We start from the raw sequence: 14,956 nt of genomic DNA, 5'->3' as shown, positions 1-14,956 counted from the left end.
AAAGAAGAAATAAAAAAAAGATCGTTTTTTGTTTGCATATAAAAGAAAAGTATTACTTTTGCCACGAATTAAGAATCAAAAAGAAAACGAAAGTATGAATTTGTTTACTTATACATATTACTTCTTTTTTTACTTTTACTTTAGCCAGAAAGTAGAGCGGGAGTTTGTATGTGTCAAGTGACAGTGATGCTTAAGAACTGAATAGAGAACTAAAGTAATATACTTAAATCCCGCTCCATTGTATGGAAGCGGGATTTTTTTTTAAAGAAACAGTATGAAGAAAATAGCCATTCAAGGAACATTAGGGTCGTATCACGACATCGCCGCACACAAGTACTTCGAAGGAGAAGAAATAGAGTTAATCTGTTGCGCCAACTTTGAGGACGTGTTTGCAGCCGTGAAAAAGGATAGCCAGACCATAGGCATGTTGGCAATAGAAAACACCATTGCAGGCAGCTTGCTGCACAACAACGAGCTGTTGCGCCAAAGTGGAACACAAATCATCGGCGAGTATAAACTGCGCATCTCACACAGTTTTGTTTGTCTGCCTGAAGAAGATTGGAACGACATCACGGAAGTCAACTCCCACCCCATCGCACTGATGCAATGCCGCGAATTCCTCGCCCAACACCCCAAGATGAAAGTTGTGGAAGGTGAAGACACCGCCCTCAGCGCCGAAATCATCAAACGGGAGAACCAGAAAGGACACGCTGCCATCTGTTCAAAAGCTGCTGCCGAGCGTTATGGCATGAAGGTGTTGCAAGAAGGTATCGAAACAAACAAACATAACTTCACCCGTTTTCTGGTGGTTGCCGACCCTTGGCAGGTAGACGAAATACGGCGTCATCCCCATCCGGAGACGAACAAGGCAAGCATGGTATTCACACTGCCCCACACGGAAGGAAGCCTCTCGCAAGTACTCTCCATCCTTTCGTTCTACAGCATCAACCTGACGAAGATACAGTCGCTGCCCATCATCGGACGGGAATGGGAATATCAATTTTACGTAGACGTAGCTTTTGACAATATACTGAGATATAAACAATCCATCGCGGCCATCACACCGCTAACCAAAGAACTTAAAATATTAGGCGAATATGCAGACGGTAAATCAAACATCTAAAATAAAGCCCGCCGACCGATTGGCGAGCGTGAGCGAATACTACTTCTCAAAGAAGTTGAAAGAAGTGGCACAAATGAATGCCGAAGGTAAGGACGTTATCAGTCTGGGTATCGGCAGTCCTGATATGCCGCCCTCGGAAGCAACCATACAGACACTTTGCAAAGAAGCGCAAAACCCCGACGGACATGGATACATGCCTTATGTCGGCATCCCCGAACTACGCCGCAGCTTTGCCGGATGGTACAAGAAATGGTACGGCGTGGAACTGAACCCGAATACGGAGATACAGCCGCTCATCGGTTCCAAAGAAGGTATCCTGCACGTCACGCTGGCATTTGTCAATCCGGGCGAACAAGTGCTGGTGCCCAACCCGGGCTACCCCACCTACACATCGTTGAGCAAAATACTCGGTGCAGAAGTCATCAACTACAACCTGAAAGAAGAAAATGGCTGGATGCCCGACTTCGACGAACTGGAAAAGATGGATATGAGCCGCGTAAAACTAATGTGGACCAACTACCCGAACATGCCCACCGGAGCAAATGCAACGCCGGAACTTTACGCAAAGCTGGTAGATTTCGCCCGCCGCAAAGATATAGTCATTGTGAACGATAATCCGTACAGCTTCATCCTGAACGATAACCCTCTCAGCATCCTCAGCGTGCCGGGTGCCAAAGATTGCTGCATCGAATTCAACTCCATGAGCAAGAGCCACAATATGCCCGGCTGGCGTATCGGTATGCTGGCAAGTAATGCCGACTTCGTGCAGTGGATACTGAAAGTGAAGAGTAACATCGACAGCGGTATGTTCCGCGCCATGCAGTTAGCAGCCGCTACAGCGCTGGAAGCTGAACAGGAATGGTACGACGGAAACAACACGAACTACCGCAATCGCCGTCATTTGGCCGGAGAAATCATGGAGGCATTGGGATGTACATATGACGAAAAACAGGTTGGTATGTTCCTCTGGGGAAAGATTCCCGACAGTTGTGTCGACGTGGAAGAGTTAACGGAGAAAGTGTTGCATAACGCACGTGTATTCATCACACCGGGCTTCATCTTCGGAAGCAATGGAAAACGGTATATCCGCATCTCGCTTTGCTGCAAGGACCATAAACTGGAAGAGGCCTTGAAACGCATCAAAGAGATGAAGTAAATATACTTACAAAGAGAGAGCCTTTTAAAAAACGCAAAGTCCGGTGTTAATAAACGCACCGAAGATTCTTAAAGAATGAGGGCAACGTTTTTAAAGAATCCCGCCTTTATTTATTAACACGTTGAAAACGCTCTGTTGGCGGGAGTTGTGGAAGGCTCAGAAGAGATTAAGAAAGATTTATACAACAAGAATATAATTAAACAAATAACGAATATGGAACTTGAATTAGAATCAATTTTGCTGCCGGGTATTGAGGACAAACGTCCTATGGTAATTGCAGGTCCTTGCAGCGCCGAGACAGAAGAACAAGTGATGTGCACTGCCAAACAACTGGCTGAAAAGGGAATGAAGATATTCCGTGCCGGAATCTGGAAACCACGTACCAAACCAGGTGGTTTTGAAGGTGTGGGCGTAGACGGTCTGGCATGGCTGAAAGAGGTGAAGAAGGAAACAGGCATGTATGTTTCTACCGAAGTGGCTACTGCCAAGCATGTGTACGAATGTCTGAAAGCAGGTGTCGACGTCCTTTGGATTGGTGCACGCACCACTGCCAATCCGTTTGCCATGCAGGAGATTGCTGATGCGTTGAAAGGTGTGGATGTTCCTGTCTTCGTGAAGAATCCCGTGAACCCCGATTTGGAACTCTGGATCGGTGCATTGGAACGCATCAACAACGCCGGACTGAAACGTCTTGCGGCCATTCATCGTGGTTTCAGCAGCTACGATAAGAAGTTGTACCGCAACCTGCCGCAATGGCATATCCCCATCGAGCTGCGCCGCCGCATCCCGAATCTACCGATAATCTGCGATCCCAGCCACATCGGTGGAAAACGCGAACTGATAGCTCCGCTTTGTCAGCAGGCAATGGACCTCGGCTTCAACGGCCTGATTATCGAAAGCCATTGCAACCCGGATTGTGCATGGAGCGATGCTTCACAGCAAGTGACGCCCGATGTATTGGATTATATCCTGAACCTGCTCGTCATCCGTAAGGAGACTCAGACCACGGAGAACCTCAGCGAACTGCGTAAGCAGATTGACGAGTGCGACAACAACCTAATGCAGGAACTTGCCAAGCGTATGCGTGTGGCACGTGAAATCGGAACCTTCAAGAAAGAGCATGATATGACCATCCTGCAGACAGGACGTTACAACGAGATTCTGGATAAGCGCGGGTCACAAGGCGTACTCCTTGGCGTGGATTCCGAATTCATCAAAAAAGTGTTCGAGCTGATACACGAAGAGAGTGTGAGGCAACAAATGGAAATTATAAATAAGTGATCAACGGTTAGTGATAAGTGATTAATGGGCACTCCATCTTTCATTTATCACTAATCATTAACAGCTAAAAACTAAATAACGTGCGTATTTTAATACTTGGAGCCGGCAAGATGGGCTCTTTCTTTACAGATATTCTAAGTTTCCAACATGAAACGGCAGTGTTCGACGTGAATCCGCACCAGTTGCGCTTTGTCTATAACACGTATCGTTTCACCACGCTGGAAGAGATAAAGGACTTTGAGCCGGAGTTGGTAATCAATGCCGCCACGGTGAGGTATACGCTGGATGCATTCCGCAAGGTGCTGCCTGTACTGCCCAAAGACTGTATCATCAGTGATATTGCCTCAGTAAAAACGGGTCTGAAGAAATTCTATGAAGAGAGTGGCTTCCGCTATGTATCATCGCATCCGATGTTCGGTCCTACGTTTGCCAGCCTCAGCAACCTGAGCAGCGAGAATGCCATCATTATCAGTGAAGGTGACCATCTGGGAAAGATTTTCTTTAAAGATCTCTATCAGACTCTTCGTCTGAACATCTTCGAATATACCTTCGACGAACATGACGAAACCGTGGCATATTCGTTATCCATTCCCTTTGTATCTACGTTTGTTTTCGCAGCCGTGATGAAGCATCAGGAAGCACCGGGTACTACGTTCAAAAAGCATATGGCAATTGCCAAAGGTTTGCTAAGTGAAGATGATTACTTGCTTCAGGAAATCCTGTTCAATCCCCGAACTCCTTCACAAGTGGAGAATATCCGTCTGGAGCTGAAGAATCTGCTGGAGATAATCAGCGCAAAAGATGCGGAAGGTATGAAGCAGTATCTAACGAAAATCAGGGAAAAGATTAAATAAAAAGGAAGATAAAAGAATTGAAGAGGGTATATTTTTAGAAAAAAGATCTTTAACGCTTCTCTCTTCAATTCATTAATAAGATAAATGGCAATGTCTCGGACTTCGATGGGATTTGCTTATATTTTAATCTTTGAATTATTAAAATAGCTGAGTTCTTGCAGGAATGATATACAATTCAGTTGTGATTTTGAAGCAAATCACAATAAGGATTATTCCGTTGTGAAAACATTAGGTTCCCTCGTCCTCAACGAGGGATTTTTTTTATCTTTGCATTCGCAAAAACAATTATCCAATGATAGACCAACCTACCATAGACAGAATTCTGGATGCCGCTCAGATTGTAGACATCGTATCAGACTTCGTTACGCTGCGTAAACGAGGTGTGAATTATGTAGGCTTGTGTCCGTTCCATGATGACAAGACGCCATCCTTCTACGTATCACCTTCCAAAGGGCTATGCAAGTGCTTTTCCTGCGGTAAGGGGGGCAATGCGGTACACTTCATCATGGAACATGAGCAGATGTCCTACCCTGAAGCTCTAAAATATCTGGCCAAGAAGTACGGTATTGAAATTAAGGAGCGCGAACTCTCCAGCGAAGAGAAACTGATGCAGAGCGAACGTGAAAGTTTGTTTATCGTAAATAACTTTGCACGCGATTACTTCCAAAATATACTCAAAAATCATGTGGACGGACGCAGCATCGGTATGGCTTACTTCCGCAACCGTGGTTTCCGGGACGATATCATCGAAAAGTTTCAGTTGGGCTATTGCACCGAAAGCCACGATGCCATGGCTCAGGAAGCTATCAAGAAGGGATTCAAAAAAGAATATCTCGTCAAGACAGGGCTTTGCTACGAAACAGATGACCACCGCTTGCGCGACCGCTTCTGGGGGCGTGTCATCTTTCCGGTACATACACTTTCCGGCAAGGTAGTTGCTTTCGGCGGACGTGTATTGAGCAGTGCCACAAAGGGAATCAAGGTAAAGTATGTCAATTCTCCCGAATCAGAAATCTACCACAAGAGCAATGAACTGTATGGCATTTATTTTGCCAAGCAGGCAATTGTGAAACAAGATCGTTGCTTCCTGGTGGAAGGATATACGGATGTGATTTCCATGCACCAGTCCGGGGTAGAAAACGTTGTAGCCTCTTCGGGTACAGCGCTGACTCCGGGGCAAATCAAGCTCATTCACCGCTTCACCAATAATATCACGGTACTTTACGACGGCGACGTGGCAGGTATCAAGGCATCTCTCCGCGGTATCGACATGCTGTTGGAAGAAGGGATGAATATTAAAGTCTGCCTGCTTCCAGACGGAGAAGATCCAGACTCCTTTGCCCGCAAGCACAATGCCACGGAATTCCAGAAATTCATACAGGATAATGAGACAGACTTTATACGCTTTAAAACAAATCTCTTACTGGAAGATGCGGGAAAAGATCCCATCAAACGTGCAGAATTAATCAGTAATCTTGTACAAAGTATATCTATTATTCCTGAGGCAATTATCCGAGATGTATATATTAAAGAATGCAGTCAGTTGCTTCGTGTAGAAGACAAACTGCTAGTTTCGGAAGTGGCCAAGCGACGCGAAGCACAGGCAGAGAAGCAGACGGAACAAAGAAACCGGGAAACAAGAAAAAACAATGCTGCACGTAATGCTGCCCAGGCATCGCTTCCCGACGGCATGCAACCACCCTATCCGGAAGAGATGCCGCCCTATCCTATGGATGGAGAAATGCCTGATGGTGGTACACCGCTTCCACCGGAAGCTGCTGAATATGTATCTTATATCCCGCAGGAAGGAAAAGAGGGGCAGGAATTCTACAAATACGAACGCCTCATCCTGCAAATGGTAGTACGCTACGGAGAAAAAGTGTTGTGCAACGTTCCCGATGAAGAAGGAAATGAAACCCCTGTCACAGTAACAGAATACGTAGTTAATGATTTAAAAGAGGATGAACTGGCTTTCCACAATCCGTTGCACAGAAAGATGCTGGCAGAAGCGGCAGAACATATACACCGTGAAGGATTCATCGCAGAACGATACTTTTTGGCGCATCCCGACCCTAATATCAGCAAACTAAGTACGGAGCTAATCGCCGACCGCTACCAACTAAGTAAGTATCACTCCAAGGCCCAAAGGTTAGTGACCGATGAGGAGCGCCTCTTCGAATTAGTACCTACGCTCATGATTAATTTCAAGTTCGCTATCATCAGCGAAGAAATGAAACACATGATGTATGCCCTGCAAGAGCCTGCCGTAGCCAATGATGAAGAACAATGCACTTCTATCATGAAACGCTACACAGAACTGAGGGAAATTAAAAGTATTATGGCCAAACGCCTGGGAGACCGGGTTGTGTTTAACGGGTAATTCTCCCGTTACAATAAGGATATACTCTGTTCTGACACTGGAAATAGAATGTTTCAACGCATTGCACAGTTTGTTCCAATGCACCGAACAGTCTGTTTCAATGCATCAAACAACCCGTTTTAAGATATACAAACAAAGTGTTCCTATAGATCAAAACAAAGTGTTCATCCCTGTGAACTAACCATTTGCCACATTTATCTAAAAGAAAATACAAGCAATCTGACGGTCAACACACGATATATCGTCAACCATAACAAGAGTGTTACAGATACTCCATCTGCAACCTATCTGCAACAGGTATCTGCAACGCTTCAACTCAATAAGAGTCAAACAGATACACGTCAAAAAGTGGCAGGTGGCAGATACTTTATACTTTTAAACTTATAGGAGGGTAAACGAATTCTGACGAATGAGGTTCATAAACTCTTCACGCGTCTTCGCTTGATTGAAGGCACCGGTAAAATCGGAAGTAGTCGTCACGGAATTCTGCTTTTCAACTCCGCGCATCTGCATACACATGTGCTTAGCTTCCACAACCACCATCACCCCCAAAGGATTCAGTGTTTCCTGAATACATTCTTTTATCTGGAGCGTCATGCGTTCCTGCACCTGCAGGCGATGGGAGAAAATATCCACCACACGGGCAATCTTACTCAGCCCCGTAATGTAGCCATTGGGAATGTAAGCCACATGTGCTTTCCCATAAAATGGAAGCATGTGGTGCTCACAGAGTGAGAAGAAATCAATGTCTTTTACAATCACCATCTGGCTGTATTCTTCTTTGAACTTGGCAGAACGGAGAACTTCGTGAGGATCCATAAAGTAACCTTTTGTCAAACTCAACATAGCTTTTGCTACCCGTTCGGGAGTTTTCAGTAGTCCTTCGCGTTCGGCATCCTCGCCCAACAAAGTTATAATACGATGATAATGTTCTTTCAGTTCATCCAGTGCAGGAGATACGATTTCTTCTTTTCCTAACATGATATTTTTTTATAAGGGAATATTTATCTGCTCTTTCACGATAGATACTTCTTTGAATACACCTGTAGCACGCAACTGGCGCATCATGGCATCTGCTTCTTCAATACTACGGAAATCTCCTACACGACACAGCCAGCGGGGAGAGTTGAAAGAGGTATATACAGAAAGTTCCGGAAAATATTCTTTGATACGTGAACCCACTGAGTGGGCTTCATTCTTGGCTCTACTGGTGTTATTTCCCGCATACACCTGTACGCGGTAACCCTGACTCTTAAGCACTCTGTTATCCGTCCCGGTAGGGATATACTCCTGACCTATCAAGGCCTCAATGCGGGCATCCTGATGGATGGTTACCTTACCCTGTCCCGGCACATTGCGTTCCAAACTCTTCACAATGTTATTCTGGGCCGAAGCAAAAGCAGCGAAAGCAAAGCATGCAATTAAAAGTAAACCAAGCTTTTTCATTAGATTATGTTTTATATAGTCGACGAGGTTTCAGTTAACAAGTTGACAAGGAAAAATCCCCTTGTCAACTTGCATCTATTTCCTTTTCGCCTTAATTAATTAAAAGCGTCAATGATACCCTTGAAGTCAGCAACTTTCAGAGCTGCACCACCAATCAAGCCACCATCAACGTCAGGGTTAGCAAACAATTCTTTTGCATTAGACGGTTTAGCGCTACCACCATAAAGAATAGAGCAATTGTCAGCGATTTCCTTACCGTACTTGTCAGCAACTAATGAGCGGATATAAGCGTGGATTTCCTGAGCCTGAGCAGGAGAAGCTGTTTTGCCTGTACCAATAGCCCAAACCGGTTCGTAAGCCAATACAATCTTAGAGAAGTCTTCAGCAGACAGAGAGAATACAGAAGCCAACTGAGCGGCAACTACTTCATTCTGCTTGTTAGCTTCGCGTTCTTCCAATACTTCGCCGATACAGAAAATCGGAGCCAAACCATTAGCCAAAGCCAATTTTACTTTTTCTTCCAGGATAGCAACAGTTTCGCCATAGTAAGCGCGACGTTCTGAATGACCCAGGATTACATATTTAGCGCCTGTAGAAGCAACCATAGCAGCCGAAACTTCGCCTGTATAAGCACCGGATTCTTTGTCAGCACAGTTTTCAGCACCTACAGCAATCTTAGCAGGGTCTACCAACGGAGTAACCGATGCCAAGTGGATAAAAGGAGTACAGATGATTACATCACAGTTAGGCTTTTCGTTAGCCAATACTTCATTCAGTTCTTTTGCAAGAGCAATACCCTCCTGAAGGGTTTTGTTCATTTTCCAGTTTCCTGCAACAATGTTTTTTCTCATTTTGTTTTATTTATTAAAAGGGTTAATATAATCTCTTCTTCTCCCGGCGTTTAACAACCAGGATGTCAACGCAAATAACAATCAGCAATGGGATGATAAACCATAAGAGCACATACCCTATCGTACGTAAATCGCTCTCTTGCTTCTGCTGACCGAGTTCCAGTTTATCCAGACTGTCCGTCAGCACATACTCATCTGGCAAGCGGTTATCACTCCACTTATTCAGGATGGTACCTTCCTTTATCAGCATCAATCCGGGATTGGAACGGATTATGGTCTTCAGAGTGATGTCATCCATCTGGCAAAAAGGATACTCCGCCCCAGTCTTGTCACGCCATAATTCTATCTGTTCTTCCGGCGAGGACGTCAGGGCATAAAATCCATAACCATGCTCCACACTATAATCATATATCTCGTTGATAAGGTCTATGTTACTGTCATCAGCCTCTTCTATGCGATGGGCTATCAGCAGGAACGTATATCCCTTATCCGATAAAATACTATCAGTCAAGTCCTCTCCTGTTTCCAAACTCATGATGGAAAAGTCATGAATAGAAGGCTCATATCCCTTTTCTTTCAGCACTGTACGCGTTTCTACAAACGTCCATGTGCTATCCGGATAATTCTCCAGCGTAAACTCCTGTTGTTTTCCGTCCTTCTCTAAAACGAAACGGCTCTCGAATACGCTTGGTTTTGCTCCTTCGGGTATCTCCATGCCCTCCTTTATATTCTGTCCTATCTTGTAAGGACGAAAATCCAGAATAGGCAGATTGCCAAGACAATAGAATGAAAGTGCAAAGACAAACAAGAACGTATACATGGAAACCATCCATGCCATCTTTGCCGTAATAAAACGAATAATCTGCCTTCCGCCTTTGAAAACCGTTATTGCTGCAATCAGCAGCACTATATTCTTACCGAACGTCTCCCAGTTTGTCAATACCCAGGCGTCACCAAAACATCCGCAATCGGATACCGGATTTGCCAAAGCCAGATAAAATGTCAGTGGCGTCATCACAATCATCAGCAACAATGCCAAAGCTGTAGCAAATCTCCGCCGTATGCCAAAAAACAAGAAAACACCTACAGAGAACTCTAACGCTGACAATACAACAGCAAATAGTAGTTGCAGATAAGTCGGAAACCAGGAAGCCATCCCGAAAGCAGTCAGATAATCCTGAATCTTATAAAAAGAGCCTAATGGATCGACTGCCTTCACAAAACCGGAAAAGATGAACACTGCCGCCAATAAGAAGCGGCATACATTCACCCAGCTTTTCCAGATTATATGTTTTTGTTTAGTCTCCAAATTCAATCTTAATCAAACCAAACACGGAATAATTAATCATGTCCATATAATTAGCATCTATCCCTTCCGACACCAAAGTCTGACCTGACAAACTTTCAATCTGCTTTGTACGATAGATCTTCATCAATATCAAATCAGTGTACGAACTGACACGCATGCTACGCCACGCCTCATCATAATCATGATTCTTGGCAAGCATCAGCTCCAGTGAGGTCTTGGCATATTTATCATATAGTTCCATGGCCTCTTCATTCGTCATATCTGCTGATTCTGCATACCCCAGTTCCAACTGTATCAGTCCGATAATGCCATAGTTGACAATCGCAATGAACTCGGAACGTATTCCTTCATCCACCAACGTCACTCCTTTGGTTTCGATACTCCTGATACGATTGGCTTTGATGAATATCTGATCGGTCACGGAAGCCGGGCGAAGAATGCGCCACGCCGGACCGTAATCATGTAGTTTCTTGGAGAACAAATCACGACAGATGGCAATGACATGTTCAAATTGTTGTTTGGTATCTTTCATTTCCTTACAAATGCCTATTTTCGCATTTCGTGGCAAAGGTAGGAATAATTAAAGAAAAAAGAAAAGAGGGCACTCTAAATTATATTAAAGTGCCCTCTTCTTTATAAGGTTATCTATATCTTACGAACAACGCAGGACTTGTCCCGGACGTAAAATTGTTTTTCGTGTAATACGATTCAATTGGCAAAGCTTGTCAATAGACACCCCTTGGCGTGATGCAATCTTGGACAACGTATCACCATTCTTCACTTTATAGAACAATCCTTCGCCGGAAGCCATACTACGGGCAGTTGTACCCTTCGAAGATTTGGTCTTATTAAAAGTATAATGATCAGCAACGATATCTTGCTTTTCAAAGTCGAACATTAATGCAGGGTTAATAGGAATTCCCAGGAAACGGGTCTCGAAGTGTAGATGTGATCCAGTAGAACGTCCGGTATTACCACCTAAAGCAATAGGTTCTCCGGCTTTAACCAACTGGTTAATCTCTACTATTTGTTTGGACAAATGTCCGTAAACTGTTTCCAGTCCATTGTCATGACGAATGACGATATACTTGCCATATCCACGGCGACCCTGATTCTTAACAACACGTATCTTACCGTCGAAAGCAGCACGGATCGTATCACCTACGTATACCTTAATATCCAACCCATAATGCATTCTACGTCTTCTGGGACGATAGCCGAACACATCTGTAATCTTTGTATGCGTAGTAGGCATACAAAAGCCGGTCAAATCGACTTTATAACTTTCCGGCACAATAGCATCACCATAAGCTTGTACATATTCATTATTCCAGGTCGGATACAAACTTAAACCGGGATAGGCGGATTGTTCCGCACGTATCTGCTTTTGTAAAGCCAGAGAGTCAACACTCTTGAGTTTTCTGTCGATAGGGGCTTGGCGAGCAATCAGGTCCTGAGAGAAAGAATTCAGACTGACCATTGCCGTCGCAGCTATTAGAATCGTTTTAATGCAATTGAAATTCATTCCGTTTCGTCATTCATTTTTGATATCCGTTGGCAAGTACCTCTGGTCACCAACACCTCTTGTTCGTCACCGAATATCCAGATTTATTTTAAAAATTCTCCCAAAGGTAGTATTTCTTCTTTAAATGAAAAGTCTATCCTTAACTATTTTTTCGGAAAGGGGTAAAAAGAGAAGTAGCAAAAGTGTCCGTAACTCCCTATTAATCGGAAAGATAAGAACTAATATGTTTTACAACATAAAAATGCAAATAAAGCGTATGTTTAACCGTTATTCAACTTATGGAAGCCCAGTTAACGTTGGTCTTTCGCAGTGCTTTCAATTGGCGCCACAAGATTTCATTCTCCGGACAAACACCCGTCGGGTCAGCATCTACCACTTCCTCCGCAACGCTACGCACATATTGGAGCAACTGACCATCACGTGCGATATCTGCTATTTTCAAATCGAAAGCGACACCACTTTGCTGCGTACCTTCCAAATCACCGGGGCCACGCAATTTCAGGTCAGCTTCGGCTATTTCAAAGCCATCATTAGTCCGTACCATGATTTCCAACCGCTTCCGGGTCTCCTCAACCAACTTATAACCGGTCACTAAAATACAATAAGATTGTTCCGCTCCACGCCCCACACGCCCACGCAACTGATGAAGCTGCGACAATCCGAAACGTTCGGCATTCTCTATAATCATCACAGAAGCATTTGGCACATTCACCCCGACTTCAATAACTGTAGTTGCTACCATGATTTGCGCTTCACCAGATACAAAAAGTTGCATCTGTGCATCTTTCTCGGCAGGCTTCATCTTACCATGCACCTTGCAGACTTTACATTCCGGAAAGTCCTCACAAACATGAAGATAGCCTTCTTCCAGATTCTTCAAGTCTATCTTTTCGCTTTCCTTAATCAAGGGATAGACAATATAGACCTGCCTGCCTTCTGCAAGTTGTTTATGAACAGATTGATACAAACTTGCACGATGTGCATCATACTTATGAATGGTTACGATAGGTTTACGCCCCGGAGGGAGTTCATCAATGACAGAGACATCCAGATCGCCATACAAAGTCATAGCCAGAGTACGTGGAATAGGAGTAGCAGTCATCACTAACACATGAGGGGGCTGCACGTTCTTAGTCCATAAACGTGCACGTTGTGCCACACCGAAGCGGTGCTGTTCATCAATTACAACCAATCCCAGTGAAGAGAAATTCACCGTATCTTCTATCACGGCATGCGTGCCGATAAGTATATGTACATCACCCGTCAACAAGCCGGTAAGGATGGCTTCCCGTTTTTTACCTTTAATGGAACCAGTCAGCAACTCCACACGTATATCCATTCCATATAAAAACTCACGGATTGTTTCATAGTGTTGATTAGCCAGAATTTCAGTAGGGGCCATCATGCAGGCCTGATAACCGTTATCCAACGCTATCAACATGCTCATCAAAGCCACTAAGGTTTTTCCACTACCCACATCACCCTGTAAAAGACGATTCATTTGCTTACCGCTACCCACATCACGACGTATTTCTTTCAAAACGCGTTTCTGGGCACCGGTCAATTCAAAAGGCAGATTTTTGGCATAGAAAGTATTGAATATCTCGCCTACCGTTTCAAATATATATCCCCGATACTTCCGCTGCCTGTCTCTGGCATAACGGAGGATATTCAGTTGTACATAAAAAAGTTCCTCAAATTTCAACCGATACTGCGCCTTACGGAGCAGTTCCGGATTAGCAGGAAAATGAATATTCCTCAAAGCGTCCGTCAACGGCATCAGATGATGTTCTGCCAGTATTGCAGGAGAAAGCGTCTCAGGCAATGGCTCACGAAGTTGCTGCACCACGGCACTCATCATCTTCTCAATGGCATGAGAGTTAAGAGAACTCCGCTTCATCTTATCCGATGTATTGTAATAAGGCTGTAGCCCCATCGTCGAAAGTTTCAATTCTGAAGCATCGTCAATATCCGGATGGGCAATATTGATTCGTCCGTTGAACACACTGGGTTTACCAAATACAATATATTCCTGATGTACCTTGTACTTACCGATAAGAAATTTAATGCCTTGGAACCAGACCAGGTCCACAACTCCCGTACCATCTGAAAAATGAGCAACCAAACGCCGTTGCCGTCCTTCCCCAACCGTTTCAAAACTAAGAATTTCCCCTTTCAACTGGATATAAGGCATCGCGCCGTCAATCTCATGAATATAATAGATACGGCTACGGTCCACATATTTATAAGGGAAATAATATAATAAGTCATGCAAGGAATAGATACCCAATTCCTTATTAAGCACTGAAGCACGTTGTGGCCCCACACCCGAGAGGTATTTTATGTCACGAGAAGCTAAATCAAACATGAATCCAACAAAGCAGCGGCTATTTTCAAATCAAAAGGAGTCGTTATCTTAATGTTTTCCCGGTTACCCGCCGCCAGATATACGGGCACTCCCATCGCTTCCACTACCGAAGCATCATCCGTAAAAAAAGAAGTATAAGGTTGTTCATAAGCCTGTTTCAACAAATCGGCATCAAACACTTGTGGAGTCTGCACCAATTTATATTCATCCCGCCCAACGGTTACGCTCCCCTCTCCTTCCAGATGGCGCACAGTTTCCACCACATCTACCACAGGAATAACAGCTTTCTTTTCAGCAGCCAGCTCATAACAACGGGCTATCACTTCCTGAGAGACAAACGGGCGAACACCATCATGCACACCCACCAATCCCGGCGTGGTTACATAAGCCAATCCATTCTTCACTGAATGAAAACGGGTCTCTCCCCCGTCCGCCACCATGTGCGGTAAAGAAAAACAGTGCTCCTCGCATAGTTGTGCCCAATAATACTGTTGACTACGCGGGAGCACTAATATAATATGTATCTCCGGATTGTAGGCATAAAAGGCTTCCAGTGTGCGCATCAACACAGGTTTCCCACCTATGGACAAAAACTGTTTGGGAAGTTCTCCCCCCATACGCAACCCTTTACCGCCGGCAACTATCAGAGCATAGTTCATCAAT

General features: G+C 44.4%; 13 protein-coding genes. 5 read left to right on the top strand and 8 right to left on the bottom strand.

Features of this window, described 5'->3' with window-relative positions; genetic code table 11:
- Positions 1 to 274 precede the first annotated feature (274 nt).
- The 5 genes from HMPREF9447_RS14415 (at position 275) to dnaG (ending at position 6,794) form a co-directional block, all read left to right on the top strand.
- Positions 275 to 1,123, top strand: a complete 849-nt coding sequence (locus tag HMPREF9447_RS14415; RefSeq protein WP_009130466.1) for a prephenate dehydratase — start codon at positions 275 to 277, stop codon at positions 1,121 to 1,123.
- Positions 1,098 to 2,279, top strand: coding sequence for a pyridoxal phosphate-dependent aminotransferase (locus tag HMPREF9447_RS14410; protein WP_009130465.1), 1,182 nt, complete (start codon positions 1,098 to 1,100; stop codon positions 2,277 to 2,279). The genes HMPREF9447_RS14415 and HMPREF9447_RS14410 overlap by 26 nt, the downstream gene beginning before the upstream one ends.
- 213 nt (positions 2,280 to 2,492) lie before the next feature.
- Positions 2,493 to 3,560: a bifunctional 3-deoxy-7-phosphoheptulonate synthase/chorismate mutase type II gene (locus tag HMPREF9447_RS14405; protein WP_009130464.1), complete on the top strand. Its 1,068-nt coding sequence runs from the start codon at positions 2,493 to 2,495 to the stop codon at positions 3,558 to 3,560.
- Between the two features lie 80 nt (positions 3,561 to 3,640).
- Positions 3,641 to 4,414, top strand: a complete 774-nt coding sequence (locus HMPREF9447_RS14400) for a prephenate dehydrogenase/arogenate dehydrogenase family protein (RefSeq protein ID WP_009130463.1) — start codon at positions 3,641 to 3,643, stop codon at positions 4,412 to 4,414.
- A gap of 292 nt (positions 4,415 to 4,706) precedes the next feature.
- Positions 4,707 to 6,794, top strand: a complete 2,088-nt coding sequence (dnaG, locus tag HMPREF9447_RS14395; protein WP_009130462.1) for a DNA primase — start codon at positions 4,707 to 4,709, stop codon at positions 6,792 to 6,794.
- A 381-nt stretch (positions 6,795 to 7,175) separates the two neighbouring features.
- On the opposite strand, the gene folE is transcribed toward dnaG, so the two are convergent.
- From folE to HMPREF9447_RS14355, 8 genes are all read right to left on the bottom strand, one after another.
- Positions 7,176 to 7,775, bottom strand: coding sequence for a GTP cyclohydrolase I FolE (gene folE, locus HMPREF9447_RS14390; RefSeq protein ID WP_009130461.1), 600 nt, complete (start codon positions 7,773 to 7,775; stop codon positions 7,176 to 7,178).
- A gap of 9 nt (positions 7,776 to 7,784) precedes the next feature.
- Positions 7,785 to 8,240: an SPOR domain-containing protein gene (locus HMPREF9447_RS14385; protein WP_009130460.1), complete on the bottom strand. Its 456-nt coding sequence runs from the start codon at positions 8,238 to 8,240 to the stop codon at positions 7,785 to 7,787.
- 95 nt (positions 8,241 to 8,335) lie between these two features.
- A complete protein-coding gene (tpiA, locus tag HMPREF9447_RS14380) occupies positions 8,336 to 9,091 on the bottom strand; it encodes a triose-phosphate isomerase (RefSeq protein ID WP_009130459.1) in 756 nt (251 codons plus the stop codon).
- Between the two features lie 22 nt (positions 9,092 to 9,113).
- Entirely contained in the window at positions 9,114 to 10,400 is a 1,287-nt protein-coding gene (locus HMPREF9447_RS14375; RefSeq protein WP_044138244.1) for a BT_3928 family protein, read from the bottom strand.
- On the bottom strand, positions 10,390 to 10,932 hold the full coding sequence (locus HMPREF9447_RS14370; protein WP_044138203.1) for a DUF1599 domain-containing protein: 543 nt from the start codon (positions 10,930 to 10,932) through the stop codon (positions 10,390 to 10,392). Before HMPREF9447_RS14370 ends, HMPREF9447_RS14375 begins: the two co-directional genes overlap by 11 nt.
- 120 nt (positions 10,933 to 11,052) lie before the next feature.
- Positions 11,053 to 11,925: a M23 family metallopeptidase gene (locus HMPREF9447_RS14365; protein ID WP_044138202.1), complete on the bottom strand. Its 873-nt coding sequence runs from the start codon at positions 11,923 to 11,925 to the stop codon at positions 11,053 to 11,055.
- A gap of 271 nt (positions 11,926 to 12,196) precedes the next feature.
- Positions 12,197 to 14,293 carry an ATP-dependent DNA helicase RecG gene (recG, locus tag HMPREF9447_RS14360; RefSeq protein WP_009130455.1) on the bottom strand — a complete coding sequence of 699 codons (2,097 nt, stop codon included), beginning with the start codon at positions 14,291 to 14,293 and terminating at the stop codon, positions 12,197 to 12,199.
- Positions 14,281 to 14,955, bottom strand: coding sequence for a 2-C-methyl-D-erythritol 4-phosphate cytidylyltransferase (locus HMPREF9447_RS14355; protein WP_181983165.1), 675 nt, complete (start codon positions 14,953 to 14,955; stop codon positions 14,281 to 14,283). The genes recG and HMPREF9447_RS14355 overlap by 13 nt, the downstream gene beginning before the upstream one ends.
- Between the last annotated feature and the right edge of the window lies 1 nt (position 14,956).

The organism is Bacteroides oleiciplenus YIT 12058 (genome assembly GCF_000315485.1).
Lineage (GTDB): Bacteria > Bacteroidota > Bacteroidia > Bacteroidales > Bacteroidaceae > Bacteroides > Bacteroides oleiciplenus.
This window is presented reverse-complemented; position numbering and strand designations above follow the sequence as displayed.